Source organism: Streptomyces echinoruber (assembly GCF_014651135.1).
Taxonomy (GTDB): Bacteria; Actinomycetota; Actinomycetes; order Streptomycetales; family Streptomycetaceae; genus Streptomyces; species Streptomyces echinoruber.
Map to the genome: position 1 here is coordinate 18387 of NZ_BMWH01000025.1, position 22833 is coordinate 41219.

Annotated in this window: 16 protein-coding genes; 6 read left to right on the plus strand and 10 right to left on the minus strand. The window is 73.7% G+C overall.

Going from position 1 to position 22833, the window contains the following annotated elements:
* The first annotated feature begins 168 nt into the window (after window positions 1-168).
* Window positions 169-2625 (plus strand): protein serine/threonine kinase AfsK, encoded by a 2457-nt coding sequence (gene afsK / locus IE225_RS24850; RefSeq protein WP_190059830.1) that lies wholly within the window; start codon window positions 169-171, stop codon window positions 2623-2625.
* 212 nt (window positions 2626-2837) lie between these two features.
* Window positions 2838-3434 carry a hypothetical protein gene (locus IE225_RS24855; RefSeq protein WP_190059831.1) on the plus strand — a complete coding sequence of 199 codons (597 nt, stop codon included), beginning with the start codon at window positions 2838-2840 and terminating at the stop codon, window positions 3432-3434.
* A 170-nt stretch (window positions 3435-3604) separates the two neighbouring features.
* On the opposite strand, the gene IE225_RS24860 is transcribed toward IE225_RS24855, so the two are convergent.
* The 3 genes from IE225_RS24860 to IE225_RS24870 form a co-directional block, all read right to left on the minus strand.
* The gene (locus tag IE225_RS24860) at window positions 3605-3877 is read right to left on the minus strand and encodes a hypothetical protein (protein ID WP_190059832.1); all 273 of its coding nucleotides are present in this window, start codon (window positions 3875-3877) and stop codon (window positions 3605-3607) included.
* Window positions 3878-4116: 239 nt separating this feature from the next.
* Window positions 4117-7110 (minus strand): SARP-family global regulator AfsR, encoded by a 2994-nt coding sequence (afsR, locus tag IE225_RS24865; protein WP_190059833.1) that lies wholly within the window; start codon window positions 7108-7110, stop codon window positions 4117-4119.
* A 368-nt stretch (window positions 7111-7478) separates the two neighbouring features.
* Entirely contained in the window at window positions 7479-9005 is a 1527-nt protein-coding gene (locus IE225_RS24870) for a CehA/McbA family metallohydrolase (RefSeq protein ID WP_190059834.1), read from the minus strand.
* 321 nt (window positions 9006-9326) lie between these two features.
* Between IE225_RS24870 and IE225_RS24875 the strand changes: the two genes are divergently transcribed.
* Both IE225_RS24875 and IE225_RS24880 read left to right on the plus strand, forming a co-directional pair.
* Window positions 9327-11915 (plus strand): bifunctional FO biosynthesis protein CofGH, encoded by a 2589-nt coding sequence (locus IE225_RS24875; RefSeq protein ID WP_190059835.1) that lies wholly within the window; start codon window positions 9327-9329, stop codon window positions 11913-11915.
* Window positions 11916-12023: 108 nt separating this feature from the next.
* On the plus strand, window positions 12024-12593 hold the full coding sequence (locus IE225_RS24880; protein WP_190059836.1) for a hypothetical protein: 570 nt from the start codon (window positions 12024-12026) through the stop codon (window positions 12591-12593).
* On the opposite strand, the gene IE225_RS24885 is transcribed toward IE225_RS24880, so the two are convergent.
* The 4 genes from IE225_RS24885 to IE225_RS24900 all read right to left on the minus strand — a co-directional run bounded on the left by IE225_RS24885 (window position 12586) and on the right by IE225_RS24900 (window position 14903).
* On the minus strand, window positions 12586-13128 hold the full coding sequence (locus IE225_RS24885; RefSeq protein ID WP_190059837.1) for a DUF2165 domain-containing protein: 543 nt from the start codon (window positions 13126-13128) through the stop codon (window positions 12586-12588). The genes IE225_RS24880 and IE225_RS24885 overlap by 8 nt on opposite strands.
* Before the next feature lie 108 nt (window positions 13129-13236).
* Entirely contained in the window at window positions 13237-13710 is a 474-nt protein-coding gene (locus tag IE225_RS24890) for a carboxymuconolactone decarboxylase family protein (RefSeq protein ID WP_190059838.1), read from the minus strand.
* Between the two features lie 195 nt (window positions 13711-13905).
* Window positions 13906-14103: a DUF397 domain-containing protein gene (locus IE225_RS24895; protein ID WP_373303271.1), complete on the minus strand. Its 198-nt coding sequence runs from the start codon at window positions 14101-14103 to the stop codon at window positions 13906-13908.
* On the minus strand, window positions 14091-14903 hold the full coding sequence (locus IE225_RS24900; RefSeq protein WP_190059839.1) for a helix-turn-helix domain-containing protein: 813 nt from the start codon (window positions 14901-14903) through the stop codon (window positions 14091-14093). The genes IE225_RS24895 and IE225_RS24900 overlap by 13 nt, the downstream gene beginning before the upstream one ends.
* 450 nt (window positions 14904-15353) lie before the next feature.
* On the opposite strand from IE225_RS24900, the gene IE225_RS24905 reads away from it, so the two are divergent.
* Window positions 15354-16484 carry an ADP-ribosylglycohydrolase family protein gene (locus IE225_RS24905; RefSeq protein WP_190059840.1) on the plus strand — a complete coding sequence of 377 codons (1131 nt, stop codon included), beginning with the start codon at window positions 15354-15356 and terminating at the stop codon, window positions 16482-16484.
* A gap of 521 nt (window positions 16485-17005) precedes the next feature.
* Here the strand turns inward: IE225_RS24905 and IE225_RS24910 are convergent.
* From IE225_RS24910 to IE225_RS24920, 3 genes are all read right to left on the minus strand, one after another.
* Window positions 17006-17194, minus strand: a complete 189-nt coding sequence (locus IE225_RS24910; protein WP_190059841.1) for a DUF397 domain-containing protein — start codon at window positions 17192-17194, stop codon at window positions 17006-17008.
* Window positions 17195-17421: 227 nt separating this feature from the next.
* Window positions 17422-18291, minus strand: a complete 870-nt coding sequence (locus IE225_RS24915; RefSeq protein WP_190059842.1) for a helix-turn-helix domain-containing protein — start codon at window positions 18289-18291, stop codon at window positions 17422-17424.
* Window positions 18292-18741: 450 nt separating this feature from the next.
* Window positions 18742-19503 carry a GOLPH3/VPS74 family protein gene (locus IE225_RS24920; RefSeq protein ID WP_190059843.1) on the minus strand — a complete coding sequence of 254 codons (762 nt, stop codon included), beginning with the start codon at window positions 19501-19503 and terminating at the stop codon, window positions 18742-18744.
* Window positions 19504-19766: 263 nt separating this feature from the next.
* Here IE225_RS24920 and IE225_RS24925 point away from each other — a divergent pair, with 263 nt between their 5' ends.
* The gene (locus tag IE225_RS24925; RefSeq protein WP_229880007.1) at window positions 19767-22538 is read left to right on the plus strand and encodes a D-alanyl-D-alanine carboxypeptidase; all 2772 of its coding nucleotides are present in this window, start codon (window positions 19767-19769) and stop codon (window positions 22536-22538) included.
* The last annotated feature ends 295 nt before the right edge of the window (window positions 22539-22833 follow it).

Below are 22833 nucleotides of genomic sequence, written 5' to 3' on the forward strand. Positions count from 1 at the left end.
TTCGGCGGGGTTTACAGCGAGACATCCCATTCGTCGCCTGGTTCGCAACCAGTGCCCGGGCCAGGAAGAATCGGGGTGCGTGCCGCCACGGTGATGCCGTGGTGAGACGCTGCACGGGGTCGCTTACACATGTGGGTGACGCGGCTCGTACGGGGAGGTGGCAGGCAAGTGGTGGATCAGCTGACGCAGCACGATCCGCGGCGGATCGGGCCGTTCGAGGTCCTGGGGCGGCTCGGGGCCGGCGGCATGGGGCTGGTCTATCTGGCACGTTCGGCGTCCGGCCGGCGCGTGGCGATCAAGACCGTGCGCGCGGAGCTCGCCGAGGACCAGCTGTTCCGGGTCCGCTTCACGCGGGAGGTGGAGGCGGCCCGCGCCGTCTCCGGCTTCTACACCGCGGCGGTCGTGGACGCCGACCCGCGGGCCGCCGTGCCGTGGCTGGCCACCGCCTACGTGCCCGCGCCCTCCCTCGAGGAGATAGTGAACGAGTGCGGGCCCCTGCCGGTGCAGGCGGTGCGCTGGCTCGCGGCCGGCGTCGCCGAGGCCCTGCAGTCCATCCACGGGGCCGGCCTCGTCCACCGGGACCTGAAGCCGTCCAACGTCCTCGTCGTCGAGGACGGGCCCCGGGTGATCGACTTCGGCATCGCCTCCGGGGTGTCGAACACCCGGCTGACGATGACGAACGTCGCCGTCGGTACGCCCGCCTACATGTCGCCCGAGCAGGCCAAGGACTCCCGCAGCGTGACCGGCGCCAGCGACGTGTTCTCGCTCGGCTCCACCCTGGTCTTCGCCGCCACCGGCCACCCGCCCTTCCACGGCGCCAACCCGGTCGAGACGGTGTTCATGCTGCTGCGCGAGGGCCCCGACCTGGAGGGCCTGCCGGACGAGCTGCGCCCGCTCATCGAGTCCTGCATGCAGATGGACCCCGCGGCCCGCCCCACCCCGGCCGACCTGCAGGCCCAGCTCGCCCCGCACCTGTTCGGCTCCGGCTCCGACGACAGCGGTACGGCCTCGGCGTGGCTGCCGGAGAAGGCGGTGAGCCTCATCGAGGCGCGCCGCGGCGGCCGCCCGCCGGCCAAGACGTCCCCCGCCGCCGCCCCGCCCGGCCCCGGCCACAGCGGCGGCGGGGCCGCGTTCCCCGCCGCGCCCCCGGTGCCGTCCGTGCCGCCCCCGCCGGCCCACGACCCGGCCGTCCCCGCCCGTCCCGCCGTGCCCTCGGTGGCCGCCGTGCCGGCCCCGCCCGGGCCCGCGGCCCCCGACACCGGCCCGGTCCGCCTGGCCGGTGCCAAGGTGCCCATCGGGCCCGGCCCGCGCGTCGCCGACGTGCGCGCGGCCGCCGCCGCGGCCGCCCCGCCGGAGGCGGTCCTGGTCGCGTCCTGGTCCCCGCTCCGCCCCGGCGTCAACGGCGCGGACCCCGCGCCCACCGCGCCCACCGCGCCCACCGCGCCCACCGCGCCCACCGCGCCCACCGCGCAGCCGCCCCTGCCGCAGGAGCCCCCGGCCACCTGGCGGCCCTGGCGCTTCCGCATGTCGAACGACGTGTGGGGCACCCCGGTCGTCGCCGACGACCTGGTCTACGTCACCTCCTTCGAGGTGCACGCCCTGGACGTGGCCACCGGGCGCCGCCGTTTCAAGACGCGGGACGTGGCCTGGTCGATGGCGGTCGCCGACGGCCGGGTCCACGCCTCCGACGGGCCCACCCTGTTCGCGCTGGACGCCCGCGAGGGCACCGACCTGTGGCGGCTGGGGACCGACGGCTGGGTGTACTCGCTCAGGGCGGAGCACGGCACCGTCCTCACCGGCACCCGCGGCGGCGGCGCGCAGGCGTGGGACGCCGCCACCGGCCGCAAGCTGTGGGAGATCACCGGCAACCAGACCGACTTCGAGACCCCCGAGGCCGGACCCGCCCTGCACGACGGCACCGCCTACGTCTGGCAGGACGCCCGGCTGCGCGCCCTGCAGGCCCGCACCGGCGAGGAGCGCTGGTCGTACCCGATCGGCGACGCGGCCTCCTGCGGCGGCGTCCCGGTCCGCCTCACCCACGCGTCCGACGGCTGCGTGTACGTCTCGGCCGGCACCCGCGTCCTCGCCCTCGACATCGCCACCGGCCGGGTCCGCTGGCACTTCGAGGCGCCGGCCGTCTTCCTCTGCCCGCCCGCCTTCGTGCCGGGCCCGGCGGTCACCGGCGGCGGCGTGTACCTCGCCGACTACCTGGGCACCGTCTACGCCCTGGACGCCGCCGACGGCCGCGACCGCTGGCGCATCGCCACCGAGGCGCGCGCCTCCATCGAGCCCGTCCTGGTCGCCGCCGGCCACGTCCACGTCGGCAGCGGCAAGGGCCTGTACACCCTGGACGCGGTCACCGGCACGCCCAAGTGGCGCTTCCAGGCGGGCGGCGACGTCGTCGGCGCTCCCGCCGTCGCCGAGGGCCGCATCCACTTCGGCTCCACCGACCACCTGCTGTACACCCTCAAGGCCGACGACGGACGGCTGCGCTGGAAGCTCGCCACCGGCGGCGAGATCACCGGCTCCCCGGTGGTGCGGGACGGCGTGGTGTACGCGTGCAGCAAGGACCGGTGCGTGTACGCGCTGGACGCGGAGAAGGGCACGGAGTCGCGCTCCGCGTGACCGGCGCCCGGGGCCGGCCGGCCCGTCGGGGCGGAACCGGTGACGGCCGTCGTACCGAGTGTCACGGAAGGGCTGCGGACGGCGGCCGTCGTCCCGGGCGCGCGGTCACCGCCGTCACAGCGGTCACTGCGCTCACTCCAGACGCTACGCCTGCTCCGCGCCGGCCGCCATTCGGTGACATGATCGCGACAGTGGTGATCTAGAGTGGCGGCATGCAGTCACGGGGGCGCGTACTCAGGTTCACGGCCGTTTCGACACTGGTGGTCCTCACCCTGACCGGTTTCTCGACCGGACGGCACGGCCACCACTCCGGCGGCGGAGGCGGTGGCGGCGGGTGCAGCAGCTCGCACCAGGACCACGACACGTCCTCGTCGACGTCCGGCGGCGACATCTCCAAGGACGACGACAACGACGGCTACGGCGGCTCGGGTTCGTACCGCGACTCGTACGACGACTCCTACGACGACTCGTACGACGACTCCTACGACGACGGCAGCGGCGGGGACACCGACTACGACTCCACCGAACCCGCCCAACAGGACGCCACGGCGGAGCTGGTGAGCTGCGCGACGGAGCGGCGGCCGTACGCCACCGTCGACGTCACCAACCCCAATGACAGCGACGGCCGTTTCGTCGTCACCGTCACCTTCCAGGACGCCGGCGGCGACGCGATCGTCTCCCGGGCGGAGCGGGTCGACGTGTCCGCGCACAAGACGGTGCGGACCCGGGTGGACCTCGGCTCCCAGGAGGAGCGGGCCGGCGCGGTCGCCCACTGCAACCTCGACCCGGCCGCCCCGGCGGATTCCTGACGAACCGTCACCGATTGTCCGGCGGATTCCTGACACTCCGTCACCTACTGCCCGGCGGCGCGGCCTTGCGCGCTCACCGGGCGCGAGGGACCGCGCACCGCGCGGGACATGCCACGGCCGCGGCGGCTCCCCTCCGCGCCGCCGCGGCCGTTCCCCCTCGTGAGGAAGGTTCAGTTCGGCTCGGACGTGATGTGGGTGTTGTCCGGGGTGACCGTGCCGTCGTCCTCCGCGCCCGTGGCGTGCGTGGCGTGCGTGTTGAGCGGCGTCACCGTGGAGCCCGCGGAGGCGTCCGTGATGTGCGTGTTGAGCGGCGTCACCGTCGAACCGGCGGAGGCGTCCGTGATGTGGGTGTTGAGCGGCGTCACCGTCGAACCGGCGGACGCGTCCGTGATGTGGGTGTTGTCCGGCCTGACGACCGGCTCGTCCTTGCTGGTGTCGCTCATGCTGCTGCCTTCCTCGCAGAGATCCCCGTGTGGCCCCGGCGGTGTTCCCGTGCCGGGAAGGACCCGTCCGGCCACTCCCCCGAAGGTGGCCGGACGGGCCGCTCGAGCCGTCACTGTAGAGCGTGGGTGTGACAGCCCACCGGCGGTCCGCCCACCCCCGATGCGGCGGACCGGCGAGCCGGTGAGAAGGAGACTGCCCGACCGCGATAAACGAACGATGAACGTCCCGGCGGACGCGTTCAGGCCGCCGCGGCCGGCGCCAGCAGCGCCCGCACCTCGTCGGCCTCGGGCGACCCCAGGCCCTCGTAGATCTCCAGCGCCTCCCGCCAGCAGACCTGGGCCCGGCCGGACTGGCCAAGGCCGTTCAGCGCCTTGCCGAGCACGGTGAGGACGTTGCCGCGCCGCCACGCGCCGCCGATCCCGCGCAGCAGCGACAGCGCCAGCTCGGCGTTGCCGGCCGCCTGGGCAGGGCGCTGGGCGAGCAGGTCCACCTCGGCCAGCCGGAACAGGGCCATGCCCTCCCAGAGCCGCTGGCGGCTGGTCCGGAAGACCTGCAGGGCGTCCCGGAGCCGGGCGGCGGCGGCGTCCAGCCGGCCGGTCTTGCCGAGCGCCATGCCGAGCGCGTAGTGGCCGTTCGCGGCCTTCAGCGAGTGCCCGAGCCGCTCGTACATCTCCGTGCCCTGCCGGGCGAGGTGGACGGCGCTCTCGGCCCGCTCGGTCTCCAGGTGCAGCCGGGAGAGGTTGCACAGGGCCGCCGCGGCCCCGGAGAGGTCGCCGCAGGCGCGGAAGTCGCGGATGGCCCGCTCCAGGTACTGCTCCGCCTCGGCGTAGCGGCTCTGGTAGAAGGCGAAGGCGCCGAGGATGTTCGCCGCCCAGCAGCAGGGCAGCGCGTCGCCCGCGGCCTCCGACAGCTCCAGGGCCCGCCGGGCCTCCTGGTCCGCCTGGACGAACTGCCCGGACCAGTGGCGGGCGTTGGCCAGGACGAGGATGGCCCGGCCCTCCGCCCGGACGTCCGCCGCGGCGCGGGCGGCGTCGCGCAGCGCCGCGGCCGCCGCCTCGTACTCCTTGGCGTTGGCCCCCGACTCGGCCAGGTCGACCGCGGCCCACAGCAGGTCCACGGCGCGCCGCAGCGTGTCCGGCCCCGACGACTGGCGCACGCAGGCCAGCAGCGGCACGGCCTCGGAGTACAGCCAGTCCCGGGCCGCCTGCCGGTCGGGGAAGACCAGCCCGCGGGTGCGGGTGGGTTCCAGGTGGTCGACCAGGCGGTCGCCGGGCCGTTCGATCGCGTATCCCTCGGCCGCCGTCGCCAGGTAGAAGTCCAGCAGCCGCGACATCGCCTCCGCCCGCTCGCTCGGCGGCTGCTCGTCGCGTTCCGCGCAGGCGCGCGCGTAGAGGCGGACGAGGTCGTGGTAGCGGTAGCGGCCGGGGGCGGCCGACTCCAGCAGGGAGGCGTCGACCAGGGACTCCAGCAGCTCCTCCGCCTCCTCCACCGGCAGGTCCAGGACCGCCGCCGCGGCGGCGAGGGAGATGTCCGGGCCGTCCGCCAGGCCGAGCAGCCGGAAGGCGCGGGCCTGGGCCGGTTCGAGCTGGCCGTAGCCGAGTTCGAAGGTGGCCTTGACGGCGAGGTCGCCAGCCCGCAGCTCGTCCAGGCGGCGGCGTTCGTCGGCGAGCTTGGCGGCCAGCACGGAGACGGTCCAGGTGCGCCGGGCGGCGAGCCGCGAGGCCGCGATGCGGATGGCCAGCGGCAGAAAGCCGCAGGCCGCCACCACGTCCAGGGCGGCCTCGCGCTCCGCGGCCACCCGTTCCTCGCCGACGATTTTGGTGAACAGCGCCAGCGCCTCGTCCGGCGCCATCACGTCCAGGTCGACGAGGTGGGCCCCGGCCAGGTCCACCATCCGCACCCGGGAGGTGACCAGGGCCGCGCAGCCCTCCGTGCCGGGCAGCAGCGGCCTGACCTGGGCCGCGTCGCGCGCGTTGTCCAGCAGCACCAGGACCCGGCGGCCGTCCAGCAGCGAGCGGTACAGCGCCGCCCGCTCCTCCAGCGTGTCGGGGATCGCGGAGTCCGCCGCGCCCAGCGCGCGCAGGAAGGAGCCGAGCACCGTCTCCGGTTCGGCGGCCCGCTGCCCGGCGCCCTGCAGGTCGACGTACAACTGGCCGTCGGGGAAGGCGGATCGCGCTTGGTGGGCCACGTGCACCGCGAGCGTCGTCTTGCCCACGCCGCCGATGCCGGCCACCGCGGAGACGGCCATCACCCGGCCCCCGGGCGAGGTGAGGATCTCGCCGAGCTCACGCACGAAGGCGGCGCGGCCGGTGAAGTCGGGCACGGTGGCGGGCAGTTGCGCGGGGCGTACGCGGACCGCGGCGGTGTCGGGCGCCGGTGCCGGGGGCTCGGCGAGGTCCGGGTCGGCCTGGAGGATGCGCTGCTGGAGGTCGGTCAGTCCGGGGCGCGGGTCGACGCCGAGCTCGTCGGCGAGCAGGCGCCGCGTGTCGGCGTACACGGCCAGCGCCTCCGCCTGCCGCCCGCTGCGGTACAGCGCCAGCATCAGCAGCTCGCGCAGGCGTTCGCGCAGCGGGTGCGCGGCGGTGAGGGCGGTCAGCTCGGAGACGGCCTCGGTGTGGCGGCCCTGCTCCAGGTCCAGCTCCAGGCGGGACTCCAGCAGGCCCAGGCGCCACTCCTCCAGGCGGACGCGCTGGGCCTCGGCGTACGGGCCGGGCACGCCGGCCAGCGACTCGCCGTCCCATAGGTCCAGTGCCCGCCGCAGCAGCTCGCGGGCCCGGCCCGGGTCGCCGGCGGCCCGCGCCTTCTCCGCGTCCGCCGCCAGGTCCTGCGCCGCCGTCAGGTCGAGGGCGCCCTCGCCCAGGCCGCGGAGCGCGTAGCCGCCGGACTCGCTGACCAGCACGCCCGCGCCCAGCACCTTCCGCAGCCGGGAGGCGTACGTCCGTATTGCCGCGAGCGCCTGCGACGGCGGCTCCTGGCCCCACAGCGCGTCGATCAGCTCGGCGGCGGTGGCCGTGCGGCCCTCGCGCAGCAACAGGGCGGCCAGCAGCGCCCGTTGCTGCGGCGAACCGGTGTTCAGCGGCTCCTCGCCCCGCCAGGCCCGCACGGGCCCGAGCACACCGAACCGCAGCCCCGGCGCCCCGGGGACCGGCGCCCCGGAAACCGGCGCCTGCGCCACCTCCCCGGAGCCGGCCCCGGGACGTCTCCGCTCCGGCACCCGCGGTACCCCGTCCATCGCCGTCCCCCTAGACAGACCCACCAACCACGTCAGTTTGCCCTGTACGTGCCGGAGCCGTCAGCCGTGGGGGACGGCGATCACAAGCCCGCGCACGGGAGTTCACACGCCTCTCACACACTCTCCGCACCGCTCCTCACCACCCCTCACCGTCCCTCACCCCTCCGCACCGTTCCGCGCGGTTTCCGGCAGAAGCGGACAACCGGCCGACCGGCGTCCCCATGACCGGACGCGCGGGCACGGGGCCGGGAGGCGGGGCGGGACCGTGCGGACGTCGCGCCGGTCGCCGGACGTGCGGGCACGGGGCCGGGGGACGGCGCCGCCGCGCGTGCGGGCGTACGACGGCCGGCCCGCCTCCGGCCGCCCCGTCAACTCCCCAGGAAGATCGGGTTGGTGAACGCCGTCGGCGCTCCCGGCAGCGTGCCCGCCGTCGTCTCGTGCCGGACCTCGGCGCGGACGTAGGCGGCGTACGCCGGGGTGGTGCGCCACTCCACGGTGCCCGCCCCGGAGGCGGGCAGCGGGCCGTCGGTCAGCAGCACGCCCTGGTCGGTGACGAGGCGGACGGTGCAGTGCGGGGCGCCGGTCACCTCCAGCCGTACGGTGACCGGGGCGTCGGGGGCCACCCGGAGCCGTTCGCCGATCCCGGCGTGTTCGCCGCGGCCGCCGGTGGCGGTGAAGGACAGGCCGACGTCCTTCGACTCGGCGACGTAGCAGCGGCCCGCGCGGATGCCCTCCTGGACGGCCTGGCGGGTCAGGTCGTCGGCGAGGACGACGGTCTGCGGCAGGCCGACCACGTCGGGGTCGCGGTGGGCGTCGCTGTTGCCGACGGCCGGGAGCCAGTCCCGGCCCTCCCGGACGGACGCCACCAGCATGGTGTCCCACGCGGCGAGCGCCACCTCGTCGTCGGGCGTGCAGGGGCCGTTCCACACCTCCACCGCGTCGGCCTCCCCGAAGCCGAACTTCCAGCCGCAGCCGATGCAGGTGGCGTGCGGGTGGGCCGGCACCACCAGGCCGTCGGCGCGGCGGATGTGCCGGGCGAAGCGGCCGAAGCGGTGGTCGCGTGCCCGGTAGCGCCAGTCGACGAAGGTGCCCGGGTCGGTGCCCAGCGCCAGCACGTGGCCGTTGCGGGTGGTGACCTCCTCGCCGAGCAGTACCAGCAGGTCGTCGCCGGCCACGTCGGCCCAGTGGGCGTGCGCGGCGTGCGTGTTGTGCTCGGAGGTGTTGACGAAGTCCAGCCCGGCCGCCCGCGCCGGCGCCCCGATCTCGGCCGGGATGCGGCGGCCGTCGGAGTACCAGGAGTGCAGGTGGCAGTCGCCCCGGTACCAGGCCCGCCCCCGCCCCCGGGCCCGCTCCGGCGGGTACACCGGCCGCGGCGTCCGCCCCGCCGCGCCGAAGGTGAGGGTCACGGTGATCTCGTACGACAGCCCCTGCGGCGCCACCGTGTACGGGCCCAGCGCGATGTGCCAGGTGCCCGGCCGCACCGGTCCCGGGAGGTAGCCCGGCGTCGCGTCGTCGGCGCGCACGAAGAACTCCGAGCGCGCCCCGCCCGACCAGCCCCGGAAGCCCGCCCCGCCGAGTCCGGTGCCGCGCTCGTCGAACAGGCCGATGTCGAGGGCGTTGCCGGGGGTGCCGGCCGGCACGGGCGGCCTGCCGTAGGTGTAGGAGACCCGTAACTCCCTTACTTCGGCGGGGACTTCGACCGGGACGTACACGAAGTCCGGTGCGCCCGGGGGCAGCGTGCCGCGGATCGTGCGGGTCTCCTGTGCGCCGTCCGCGGCCCGGGCGCCGCCCGCGAAGGTCACGCCGCCCACCGTGAGCGCGGCGGCGGTGCCCGTCACGAACAGGGCGCGTCTGGCGGGGCCGGCACCGGCCGCGTGCCGGCTGTCCTGGCACATGCTGCCGCTCCCGTGTGTCGGTGGCATGACAGTGCCGGCCGGGCCGATCCTCCCGGCCGGCCGTGAACCGCGACGGGGAAACCGTGAACTGCGTGGGAAAAGAAGGCGAAACCCACCGGGCACGCCACCGGGCGCACCGCCGAGAGCGCTACTGAACGCACCGCCGGGCGCACCGCCGAGAGCACTGCTGGACGCACCACCGGGCGTGCCGCCGAGCGCACCACCGGACACACCACCGAGCGCCCCCCCGGACGCACCCCCGCCCGCCCGCCCGGCCGTTCGTTCCGTCCCTCCTGATCACCCCGCTCGTATGCTCGAAGGATGACGACTTCCGCGACCTCCGGAACCGGCCGCCCCACCGAGAACTCCATGCGTCGCGCCCTGAAACGCGCCCGGGACGGCGTCGCCCTCGATGTCACCGAGGCGGCGGTGCTCCTCCAGGCCCGCGGCACGGACCTCGACGACCTCACCGCCACCGCCGCCCGGGTGCGGGACGCGGGTCTCGAAGCCGCCGGCCGCCCCGGCGTCATCACCTACTCCAAGAGCGTCTTCATCCCGCTGACCCGGCTGTGCCGGGACAGGTGCCACTACTGCACCTTCGCCACCGTGCCCGGCAGGCTGCGCCGCGCCGGGCACGGGATGTTCCTGTCCCCGGACGAGGTGCTGGACATCGCCCGCAAGGGTGCGGCCCTCGGCTGCAAGGAAGCCCTCATCACCCTCGGCGACAAGCCCGAGGACCGCTGGCCCGAGGCGCGCGAGTGGCTCGACGCGCACGGCTACGACGACACGATCGCCTATGTCCGCGCCGTCTCCATCCGCATCCTGGAGGAGACCGGGCTCCTGCCGCACCTCAACCCGGGCGTGCTGACCTGGACGGACTTCCAGCGCCTGAAGCCCGTGGCGCCGAGCATGGGCATGATGCTGGAGACGACGGCGACCCGGCTGTGGTCGGAGCCGGGCGGCCCGCATTACGGTTCCCCGGACAAGGAGCCCGCCGTCCGCCTGCGCGTCCTGCAGGACGCGGGCCGCTCCTCGGTGCCGTTCACCAGCGGCCTGCTCATCGGCATCGGCGAGACCTACGAGGAGCGCGCGGAGTCGCTGTTCGCGCTGCGCCGCGTCGCCCGCGCCTACCACGGCATCCAGGAGCTGATCATCCAGAACTTCCGCGCCAAGCCGGACACGGCCATGCGCGGCATGCCCGACGCCGAGCTGGACGACCTGGTCGCCACGGTCGCGGTGGCCCGCCTCGTCATGGGCCCGAGCGCCTGCCTGCAGGCCCCGCCGAACCTGGTCGACGCCGAGTACGAGCGCCTGATCGGCGCCGGCATCGACGACTGGGGCGGGGTCTCCCCGCTCACCATCGACCACGTCAACCCCGAACGGCCCTGGCCGCGGATCGAGGAGCTGCGCGAGCGCTCCGCGGCGGCCGGCTTCCAACTGCGGGAACGTCTCTGCGTCTACCCCGAGTTCGTCCGCCGCGGCGAGCCGTGGCTGGACCCGCGCCTGCTGCCGCACGTGCGGGCGCTGGCGGACCCGGCCACCGGCCTGGCCCGCGAGGACGTCCTGCCGCGCGGGCTGCCGTGGCAGGAGCCGGAGGAGGTCTTCACCGCCTCCGGCCGCACCGACCTGCACGCCTCGATCGACACCGAGGGCCGCAGCGGCGACCGCCGCGCGGACTTCGACGAGGTCTACGGCGACTGGGACGCCCTGCGCGAGGCCGCCGCGCCCGGCATGGCGCCGGAGCGCATCGACACGGACGTACGGGCCGCCCTGCGCACGGCGGCGGACGACCCGACGCGCCTGACCGACGAGGAGGCCCTCGCGCTGCTGCACGCCGACGGCCCGGCGCTGGACGCGCTGTGCCGGATCGCGGACGACGTGCGCGCCTCGGCGGTCGGCGACGACGTGACGTACATCGTCACCCGCAACATCAACTTCACCAACGTCTGCTACACCGGCTGCCGTTTCTGCGCCTTCGCCCAGCGCCGCACCGACGCCGACGCCTACACGCTCTCCCTGGAGCAGATCGCCGAACGCGCGGCGCAGGCGTGGGACGTCGGCGCGGTGGAGGTGTGCATGCAGGGCGGCATCCACCCCGACCTGCCCGGCACCGCGTACTTCGACATCGCGCGCGCGGTCAAGGAACGCGTCCCCGGCATGCACGTGCACGCCTTCTCACCGATGGAGGTGGTCAACGGCGCCACCCGCACCGGCCTGTCCGTCCGCGAGTGGCTGACGGCCGCGAAGGAGGCCGGCCTGGACACCATCCCGGGCACGGCGGCGGAGATCCTCGACGACGAGGTCCGCTGGGTGCTCACCAAGGGCAAGCTGCCCACCGCCACCTGGATCGAGGTGATCACCACGGCGCACGAGCTGGGCATCCGGTCCAGCTCCACCATGATGTACGGGCACGTGGACCAGCCGCGCCACTGGCTCGGCCACCTGCGCACGCTCGCGCGCATCCAGCAGCGCACGGGTGGTTTCACGGAGTTCGTGACGCTGCCGTTCGTGCACACCAACGCGCCGGTGTACCTGGCGGGCATCGCCCGGCCGGGCCCGTCGATGCGGGACAACCGCGCGGTCACGGCGATGGCCCGGCTGCTGCTGCACCCGTGGATCCCCAACATCCAGACGAGCTGGGTGAAACTGGGCACGGAGGGTGCGGCGGAGATGCTCCGCTCCGGCGCCAACGACCTGGGCGGCACGCTCATGGAGGAGACGATCTCGCGGATGGCGGGCTCGTCGTACGGCTCCTACAAGTCGATCCGGGACCTGGTGGCGGTCGCGGAGGCGGCCGGCCGCCCGGCCAAACCCCGCACCACGCTCTACGGCGAGGTCCCCGAGGAGCGGCGGCGAGTGGCGGAGGCGTCGGACGGGCACCTGCCGGAACTGCTGCCGGTGCTGGACTGACGACCGGCGCCGGACCGACGACCGGCGCCACCGAAAGCACCAGTACGATGATCCGACCCTTGGTGGAGCGAACCGTCCAGGGGCCGAGGAACTGTAGGTACTGAGGAGATGCGAGCCGTGCCTGCCCGACGGATACCCTCGTGGGCCTGGGTGACCGGTCTGACCGCCGGAGCGGTCGCGGCCGTCGGGTTCCTGGCGGTCGAGGCGAGCCACGGCGCGCATCCCCGGGCCGTGCCCCGCGCCGCCGCCCCGGCACCGGCCCGCCCCTCGGCCGAGCCCAGCCCGCCGGCGCCGCCCGCCGTGCCGGCCGCCTCCGGCACCGGCCGCCGCATCGTGTACTCCCTCGGCGCCCACCGCGTCTGGCTCGTCGACGCCTCCGACACCGCCCGCCGCACCTTCACGGTGTGGCCGGGCAGCGTCAGCCCCGACCCGGGCACGTACGCGGTCTCCCGGCGCCTGGACGCCACCACGGGCTCCGACGGCGTCCGGATCGAGCACATCCTGTACTTCACCGCGAAGTCCGGCGTCTACATCGCCTTCTCCAACGCCGTCGACGGCGCCTCGCCCCCGCCCGCCGCCCCGGGCACGCGGACGGGCGGCATCCGCCTGCACAAGGCGGACGGGACGGCCCTGTGGACGTTCGGGACGGCCGGGACGCGGGTGGTGGTGGTCAGGTAGCGTCGGCCTCGCCCGGCCGCCCCGACGGCAGGTGGTTGACGATCAGCACGACCCCGCTCATCAGGAACACCCGGGTCGCCGCCTCCAGCCCGTTCCAGCTCTTGGACTGCCACATCGCGAACCACTCCCCGCCGATCCCGATGAACCCGGCCCCGAAGAGCAGCATCAGCATCAGCAGCCCGTACGTCGACCACCGCCGCCCCCGCCGGTGGTCGCGCCGCGCCCAGAACCACGTCGCCGCCATCAGCAGCAGCGCGGCGACGGTCTCCCAGACGATGATCAGGACGTAGGCGGCGTCCTGCAGCGCGGTGCTGGTGACGGCCCGCCACATCAGGTCGTCGTCCTGGAACGTGGTGTCCATCGCCAGCACGTGCCGGACGAACTGCTGGTTGGTCCCGAAGTCCGTGATGTTCCCGAACGCGACGAGCGCGATGTAGAGGGCCATGGTGGCCGTGAGGGCGGTCGCGGTGAGCGGGAAGGCTCTCGACGAGGCCGAGGAGGCCGGGGCTGCTGAGGTCTTCGTGGTGGTCGACATGGGGGTTAGTTTCCCCAGGCCGGCCGACGGCCCCGTCGGCATTCGGCCAGAACGCACCGTGCCGCGGGCGGCCGGCCTCGCGGACCGCTCGAACGGTCAGCCGAACGGTCAGCCGAACTGGCCGGGCCGGTAGCCGCCGGCCGGCTGCTGGGTGATCACGTTCATGCGGTTGTAGGCGTTGATCAGGGCGATCAGACCCACCAGGGCGGTGAGCTGCTCCTCGTCGTAGTGCTTGACCGCGTTCGCCCACACCTCGTCCGGGACGCCGCCGGCCGCGTCGGCGATGCGGGTGCCCTGCTCCGTCAGCTCCAGGGCGGCGCGCTCGGCCTCGGTGAACACCGTGGCCTCCCGCCAGGCCGCGACCAGATGGAGCCGCACCGAGCTCTCCCCGGCCGCCGCGGCGTCCTTGGTGTGCATGTCGGTGCAGAAGCCGCAGCCGTTGATCTGGCTGGCCCGGATCTTCACCAGCTCCTGCGTCGCGGCCGGCAGGGACGAATCCGAGACGACCTTGCCGGCCGCGTTGAAGGCCTGGACGAGCTTCTGCGCGACGGGATTGCCGAACACGTTGAGACGGGCTTCCATCGGGGTCTCCCTTGCTGCGTCACCGGCGCTGTCGGTGTCACCGGTGCCATCGGTTACACAGCACTGACGAAACGGCCCGGCGGAATGTGACAGACCACGGCGCCGGATCGATGTGACCTGCGTCTCACCCGGCCGGGGCGGCGTGGCCCACGTCGGCACGGCCCGGGACGCCCTCCGGGCCCGCTACCGGTCCCGCTATGCGGAATAGACCCCTACGAACGCCGCCCACGAGCGGTCCGTGAACGTGAGCCGCGCGCCGTCCTTGTCCTTGGAGTCGCGGACGTGGACGGTGGTGCGGGCGGGGGTGGGGGATATGGCGACCTCGACGCAATCGGGGCCGTCGTTGCCGCTGTGGCTGCTCTTGAACCAGTCCAGGTCTGTCATGTCTGCCATTCCAGTGCCTTCTCGATGAGGGTCAGTGATTCCTGGGGCGTGAGGGCCTGCGCCCGGATCGTTCCATAGCGCATCTCCAGGATCTGAACGTCTCGCGGATCGCTGATCACCCGGTCGTGCAGTTGGCCCTCCGAATGCCCCAGAGTCTTCCCGTCCCGGAGCCTCAACAGGCGGAACGAACCCATCACGCCCGCATGGTCCTCCCGGTCCGTCGGCATGACCTGGATCTCCACATGCCGCAACTTGCCGATTTCCAGCAGGTGTTCGAGCTGTTGCCGCAGGACCCTTCGGTCGCCGAACGGTCGCCGCAGCGTCACCTCTTCCAGTACGAAAGTGATCAGCGCTCGCGGCACGCGCTCGAAGACGGCCTTGCGCGCCATGCGGGCGGCGACGTAACGGTCGATCTCCTCCTCCGTGTAAGCCGGTCGCCGCATCTCGTACAACGCCCGTGCGTACTCCGGCGTCTGGAGCAGGCCGTGGATCTGGAGGCTTGCGTACGCCCCGAGTTCGACCGCCTCCTCCTCCAGCTTCGCCAGATCCCGCACCTTCTTCGGATACCGGGCCTTCTCCACGTCCTCCTTCATCGCGGAGAGTTTCCCGCCCGCTCCGAGCACCTCGTCGGCCTTGTCCAGGAAGTCCGACTGCGGGATTCTCCGCGCCCGCTCCACGCAGGAGACCATCTCCTCGCTGTACCCGATCTCCGCCCCGAGTTCCGCCTGCGTCAGCCCGGCGGCCTCCCGCCACAGCTTGATCTGCCGCCCGACCGCCCTGAGTACGGCCAGCGCCTCCTCGTCCTCCACGCCTCCCCCTTTTCGACGTACGAGCCGTACGACCCCGCCGAACACCCGGACGATCACGCTCCGTACCGAGGCCGTTGCCGCTCAGCGTAGGAACAGGTGGCTGCGCCGGGTGGCGCGAGCCGGAAAGACCTCGCCAAGTCACCCTCCCCACCCACCACTTCGCGGTTCAGTCGTCCGGAACTCGAAGAGATGTCCGAGGGGAGGCCGGGATCGCCGCCGTCCTGCGGGAGCTGGAGGAACGCGGGTACCTCGTACCGGGGAGCGTCTTCCACCGGACCGAGCCGTGACGGAGTCGAACCCCGACCCGGGCGCCGATCCGTTACGGCTGATACCTGACCAGGCATGACCGCCCGATGCCTACCGACCGTCCGGATCGGACCTCAACGGACCGCACCCGTTCGATTACAGTGCTGGACGTCGTACGGGCGGACGGTGCCTGAGGAGGTCTCGATGGGTGCGACGTCGGGTGCCGTCTGGGGGCGCGCGGAGCAGCAGGACTTCCGGAGCCGGGTGCGGGGGACGCTGCTGGGGGTGGCCGTCGGGGACGCGCTCGGGGCACCCGTGGACGGGCTGGGGCTGGAGGAGATACGGCAGGCGTGCGGGGCCGACGGGGTCGTGGACCTGCTGCCCGCCTACGGGCGGCGCGGTGCCGTCACCCACCACACGCAGCTCACCCTCTTCTCCGTGGACGGGCTGATACGCGCCCAGGTGCGGCGGGACACCGGCGTCTGGCATCCGCCGACCGACCTGCACCGGGCGTACCTGCGGTGGGCGGCGACACAGCGGGACTGGGGGCCGGACGAGCGGCGCAAGGACGACGGGTGGCTGGCGCGGGAGGAGTGGCTGTACGCGCGGCGGGACCCGACGCGGGCGCTGCTCGTGGGCTTCGGGGACGCGACCATGGGGACGCTCGACGCGCCCCGCAACCCGGCGGAGCGGGGGCCGGAGGCGGCGGCGCGGTCGGCGCCGTTCGGGCTGCTCGTCGGGTGGGAGCCGCAGCTCGTCGTCCAGCTCGCCGTCGAGTGCGCCGCGCAGAGCCACGGGCACCCGGCCGCCTGCCTCGCGGCGGGGGCGTACGCCGCCGTTGTGCACGCGCTCGCCCGGGGAAGCGGACTGGAGGACGCCGTACGGTACGCCCTGGGGCTGCTCGCCGTGCGGCCGGGGCACCAGCCGGTGACCGTCGCGCTGGAGCAGGCGCTGGGCGCGGTGCGGCAGGGGCCGCCCACCGCCGAGCGGGTGGAGGAGCTGGTCGCGGACGGGACCGCGGAGGGGACGGTGGCGGCCGCCGTGTACTGCGCCCTCGTCGCGGAGGACGTACGGCAGGGACTGCGGCTCGCCGTCAACCACAGCGGCCCCTCGGCCGCCGCGGGCGCGCTCGCCGGCGGGCTGCTCGGGGCGCTGTACGGCGAGACGGCCCTCCCGCCGGCCTGGCTGGCCGAGCTGGAGGGCCGTCCCACGCTGCTGGTGCTGGCGGACGACTTCGCGATGGAGATGACCCAGGGGCCCGCGCTGCACGGCCCGGCCGGGTCGTCGCCGGGGTGGCTGGCGCGCTATCCGCGGGGCGGCGCCTGCTGCTCCTGACGGCGGCCGGGACCGGGCCGAGTCGGGTCGGAACCGTGAACCGGGACCGGAGCGGGCCGGGATCAGTCGGTCACGGGCGCGCCGGCCGGCGCCACCGGCACCGCCACCGCCGCCGCGTCGCCGTCGGTGTTGACCTTCCCGATGACCAGCAGGCGTTCCGGAGTGCGAAGGGAAGTGTGAGAGCCGGTAAGGATATTCGGCCGCTTGTCTTCCGTTCTTCTCCATGAACATGATCGATGGCTGGAAAGGTTCGGCCGTCGGTCGGTCCGGGCGCGTGCGGGGAGGCACGGTTCGCGGGACCGGGAGGGGCGGGGGCGCGAGTGAGGACTCGGATGAAGGCGCGGGGGGAGGCGGTGGGCGCCGGGGGAGGGCAGTGCCGAGCCCCCTCGGCAAGGACGGCGACTGGTCGAGAGGGCTCTGACGGTGATTCGGTATGTGCGGTTGTCGGTCGGCGGGTGCCGCCGCTCGTACGGAGCGACCGCGGGTGCGCGGGGACGGAGTCGGCCGCGCGTCGGGGCCGACTACTTGACCGACGCCACGAAGGCGTTCCACGCGGTGGGCGGGAAGGCCAGGGTCGGACCGGCGGGGACCTTGGAGTCCCGGACGGCCAGCGCCGACGGGACGGGGGACTTGACCTCGACGCACGCGCCGTTGCCCTGGGAGTAGGACGACTTGACCCACGTGTCCGTGGCGCCCTGCTTGATTGCCATGTTCGCTCCGGTAGCCAGTTGCTGAAGTGCTGAATTGCTGAATTGCTGAACGCCGAGATGCTTTTGCGTCGGCGTTGTTGCCGTGATGGCGTGATCGACGCTACTCGCCACTCTCGGCGTCCGGAGCGACTATTCACCCGACCGGATGGCATATTCCGGGTGGGTCTTCCCAGCAAGGCGCATAATGGTGTATCTTCCGCCGTTTGTGCGGCTGTCGGCGCCGGTCCTCACCCCGCGGGCTCGTCCGCGTAGTCCTTCGCCACCCGCGCCAGGAACTCCCGCGTCTGGTCGGCGCCCAGCGCCTGGGCGCGCAGGTGCTCGTACATCACGCTGTACTTCTGCACGTCGTGCGGCTTCTCCAGGTACAGGTCGCTGGTGACGCCCTCGATGTAGACGACGCTGGAGTCGGCCGCGTCGGGGAACTCCAGGATCGCGTACTGCCCGCTGACCCCCGGGTGCGCGCCCATCGAGAACGGCAGCAACTGCACGGTGACGTGCGGGAGTTGCGACATCTCCAGCAGGTGCGCAAGCTGCTCGATCATGATCTGCCGGCTGCCGACCTCACGGCGCACCGCCGCCTCGTCGATCACCGCCCACAGCCGCAGGGGGTTGTCGCTGGTGGTGATGCGTTCCTGCCGGCGCATGCGCACCTGCACCCGCTTCTCGATCTCGGCCTGCGGCGCCTCCGGCAGGGCACCGGTGATGAGTGCCTCGGCGTAGGTGCGGGTCTGCAGCAGCCCCGGCACGACCTGCGGGTCGTACACGCGCAGGCTCGCCGCGTCCGTCTCCAGGCCGATGTAGACGCTGTACGGCACGTCTTTGAAGGCGTGCCACCAGCCCTGCTGCCGCGAGTCCTTCGCCATCTGCATCAGCGACTCGACGACCCGCTGGTCCTCGACCTCGTAGACGTTGCACAGGTCGCGCACGTCGCGCTGACTGATGCTGCGCCGGCCGTTCTCCAACCGGCTGATCTTCGACTGCGACACCAGCAGCCGCTCCGCCACCTGCTCCGCCGTCATGCCCTTGGCCTCACGGAGCCTGCGCAGCTCCTGGCCCAGCCGGCGTCGCCTGACGGTGGGGTTGACATTGGACGCCACGGAACGTGCACCTCCGGCTGCGTGCCTCGACTTGCCACTATGCGTATCTGCTGCTGAGCAGACTGCCACCAAGGTGCTTCCCGCCGCTGGAAAACAGCGGATGTGCGGCTGTCGCGCGCCGCTCCGGGCCGCCGGGCCGCCGGGCCGCCGGGCCGCCGGGCCGACGGGGCGCCGGGCCGACGGGCCGACGGGGCGCCGGGACCGGCTCGCGGATCGCGGGTGGACCCGGCCGCGCGCACGCCGAGCGGGGTGAAGAGGGCGTACGACCTCTTCACCCCGCTCGGACCAGCGGCTCCCGGTACCGGGTCTGGGCGCGCGGCGCCGCCGTAGGGCGGCACGCGTCGCGCTCGTGTCGCGCTCGTGCCGTGCCGTCTCCGCCCGCTGCCCCGCTCCTGTGGCTCCTGCTGCTCCTGCTGCCCCTGCCGCTCGGCGGCGGGACGCGGTCGCTGCTCAGCGGTGGGCTGCGGCGCGCGCGGCCACGGGGCCGCGGCGCGGCTGCAGCGGAACGCCGCCGGCGTTGCCCGCCGCGGACCTGGCTCCGGCGGCGGCCGGGCGGCCGGCCGGGGCGGGGGCACGGCGCGGCTGGGCCGCCACGCCGTTCTGGACGTCCATCACGGCGTGCGCCACCAGGCCGCCCATGGGGTCGTGCCTGATGAGGTCCCGCAGCCGGGAACGGGACGAGCGTCCCTCGTTGCCCGGATACAGGTGCTTGCCGAGGCCGACCGCGTGCGCCAGGGCGGCGAGCGCCGCGGTCCGCGGGTCCGGCGGCACGCCGGTGCGGATCGCGGAATCCAGCCGGGCCCTGATCTCCCGGCTGATGGCGGTGTCCGTCGCCTGGTAGCGCGTGGTCGGAAGGACCCCGCACATCTGGCTCTCCACGGCCTGCACCATGCCGCACCTCTCCAGGTGCGACAGGTACGTCTGGCGGAGCCCGAGGCGGGGTCCGCCGATCCAGTGGACCGCGCGCACCGGGGCGCCGCGCCGGCGCAGCAGCTCCAGCGCGTGGTCCAGCGTCGGATCTCCTGTCGGCCGTGGCACGACCACGGCGATACGATCCCCGTCTGGGGCTATCCGTCCGGCCAGCGCCAGCTCGACCAGCTGCGCTCCGGCCAGACCGAGGTCGAGCGACTGCGGCTGCGCAGTGGTACCCGTGGCCGGGTCCAGTGCCAGCAGCAGAAGCTCCTCCGGAAGTGTTCTGCGGCTCCTGCCCATCCATGCCTCCCCGCGTGGATGAATGACAGGGTGACCCCTCTCACATTGGTCTGTCGAGGGTGCGTGACCGGTTCGTGAGGGAACCGGCAGGTATGTCGTTCTCGTCTACCGACTGGGTTCCGCTTGAGTTAGGCCCGCACACAGGACACTGGTACATGGTTCCGGCAGCGGTACGGATCATCGTCCGGGCCCGGATTCACTTGGATTCAACGGTTGGTCGGCTAGCCGCACGCCGGAGCGTGCGGCGCGAGGAGGAGGCATCGGTGGCGGGCGAGTCCCCCGACAGGGCCAGGCAGCGCGAGTCGTCGGCACGAACGACGTCGGGGAGTGCGGGTCCGGTTCCCGAGGCAGGCGGCGAGCCCCGCGAGAGCCGCGACCCCCGGCTCGCGGTGGCGCGGGAGTCCGGGACGGCGGCGTCCGGCACGTCCGGGGCCCGCGGCGGTGCGGACACCGCGACGCGGGTGCTCACGGTGCCGGCGCGGAAGACCGCAAAAACGGCTTCCCGGGAGGAGCCCGAGGAGGCTTCCGGGGAGGAGTCCGGGGAGGCTTCGGGCGAGGCTTCCGAGGAGTCTCCCGGCGAGACTCCCGACGAGGCTCCCGAGGGAGCTTCGTCGGACGGCTCCGAAGGGGCCTCGGACGACACGGGCGACACGGGCGACACGGACGTCTCGGGGGCGTCCGAGCGTGCGTCGGCCGGCCGTGACGGCGTCCGGGAGACCCGGGAGACCCAGGAGGCCCGGAAGGCCGAGGACGGGCTGGGGGGCCCGGAGGCGGCCGAGGAGGCGGACGGGGACGTCCGTGACGCCGAGGAGGCCGAGGAAGCCCCACAGGGGGCCCAGAAGGCCCAGGAGAGCGCCCGTACGGCCGGCAAGGGGTCCTCCGGCCCCGAGAGGGCCAAGGATTCCACGGACGCCGAGGACGCGAAGGGCGCCGAGGACGCGAAGGGCGCCGAGGAGGTGGAGGAAGCCGAGGACGCCGAGGACGCCGTCGAGACCGACGAGCCCACGGACACCCCGAAGCCGGAAGCGGCGAAGCCCGAGGCACCGAAGTCCGATGCGCCGAAGACCGGCGCCCCGAAGCCCGGCGACCGTCCCGCCGTCGACCAGCCCACCACCATGCTCAAGCTGGGCGGCGCGTCCAAGCCTGCCGTCGACCAGCCGACGACGATGCTGAAGCTGGGCGGCAACACCGGGCGCGGGCCCGCCGCGAAGGACGCCGCCGCGAAGGACGCGACTGCGAAGGACGCGACTGCGAAGGACGCGACTGCAAAGGACGCGCCGGCGAAGGACGTGCCGACGAAGGGCGAGGCCCCCAAGGGCGCCGTGAAGCCCGGCACCCGCCCGGACGCCGAGCCCGAGCCGAAGCCGGGCACCGAGCCGACGTCCAAGTCGGACACCAAGCCGACGCCCGAGCCGGACGCGAAGGACCCGCAGGACGCGAAGGGCGCGAAGGACGCGAAGGGTGCGAAGGACCCGAAGCCCGGCTCCGAGTCCGACGCCGAGCGCACCAGCAAGTTCGTCGCGCTGAAGTCGCTGGACGACCCGGAGGTCCGCAAGCCGCGCACCCCCGCCGCGCCCCCGGCCGCCTCCGCCCCCCCATCCACCGCCGCTTCCGCCTCCGCCTCCGCGGGAACGGCGGCGCCCGGGCGTTCCCGGCCCGACGACGCCACCCGTCCCGTCCCGCAGGTCCCCGCGGACGCGACGAGGCCCGTCCCACAGGTCGGCCCGGAGCGGACGACGCAGCAGCCGCTGCCGCCGAAGCCGCCGCTGGACCTGCTGGCGGAGCTGACGAACACCCCGCCGCCCCCGCCGACCCCGCTGCGCACGCTGCTGCGCCGCATCAAGATCTGGTCGCCGCTGGTGGTGCTGCTGGCGATCGTGTTCGTGATCGTGCAGGCGGTGCGCCCGCTGCCGGCGCCGGGCCTGACGCTGACCGCGAGCGACTCGTACCAGTTCAAGGGCAGCAAGGTCTCCCTGCCGTGGTCCGACGAGGGCCAGGGCTGGATGGACGTCCAGGGCATCGGCACGATGGACCACTTCGGCAAGCAGACCCCGGTGCCGATCGGCTCGGTCGCCAAGTCCATGACGGCGTACATCATCCTCAAGGACCACCCGTTGAAGCCGGGTGAGGAAGGCCCGAAGATCACGGTCGACGCGAAGGCGGAGAAGGAGGGCGGATACGACAAGTACAACGAGTCCACCCTCAACACCGTCAAGAAGGGCGACCTGATCACCGAGAAGCAGGCCCTGGCGGCCGTCATGATCCCGTCTGCCAACAACATCGCGCGGCTGCTCGCGCGCTGGGACGCGGGCTCGGAGGCGGCGTTCGTGAAGAAGATGAACGCCACCGCCAAGCGGCTGGGCATGACGAACACCACCTACACCGACCCCTCCGGCCTGACGGAGACCACCGTCTCCACCGCCGAGGACCAGGTGAAGCTCGGCAACGAGCTGGTGAAGATCCCGGCGCTCATGGACATCACCAAGTTGCCCAACTGGAAGGACCCCTCCGGTCACACCTGGACGAACTACAACCGCCTCGTCCCCTTCAACGGCGCCATCGGCATCAAGACCGGCACCACCACCAAGGCCGGCGGCAACCTGCTTTTCGCCGCCACCAAGGAGGTCGGCGGCGAGACGGTCACCGTCGTCGGCGCCGTGCTCGGCCAGCACAAGGGGCCGTCGATCCTTGACACGGTCAACAACGTCAGCAAGACCGCGATGCTCGCCGCGCAGGACGCCCTGACCTCGGAGAAGATCGTCAAGAAGGGCACCGTCGTCGGCTACGTCGACGACCGGCTCGGCGGGCGGACGCCGGTCGTCGTCACCAAGGACGTCACGGCGGTCGGCTGGTCGGGCCTGAAGGTGAAGCTGTCGTTCGACGCCGGTGACGTGCCGCACTCCGCCAAGGCCGGCGCGCGGGTGGGCACGCTCACCGTCGGCGACGGCTCCGGCGGCGCGGTCGAGGTCCCGGTGGCCCTGCAGCAGGACCTGTCCGAGCCGGGCTTCACGGCCAGGCTCACCCGCATCGCCTGACGCGACCGCAGCGCCTGACGCGACCGCGCCGACCGCGCCGACCGCACCGGCACCGGCCGCACCGGCACCGGCCGCACTGGCCGCGTCGGCCGTCACGCGGGCCCGCCGTATCGCCCGGCCCCGCGTACGCCCCGTCGCGGGAGCCCACCGGGGCCCACCCCGGAGGTTCCCCGGCGGGGCGCGTGCTAGCGTCACGAAACGGGGCAGGTCGCCGTGTGCGGGGGACGCGCCGGCCGTCCGCGCGGGGCCGACCGGAAAACCGGCAGGCGACCCGGCGGAGAACAGAAGACGGGAC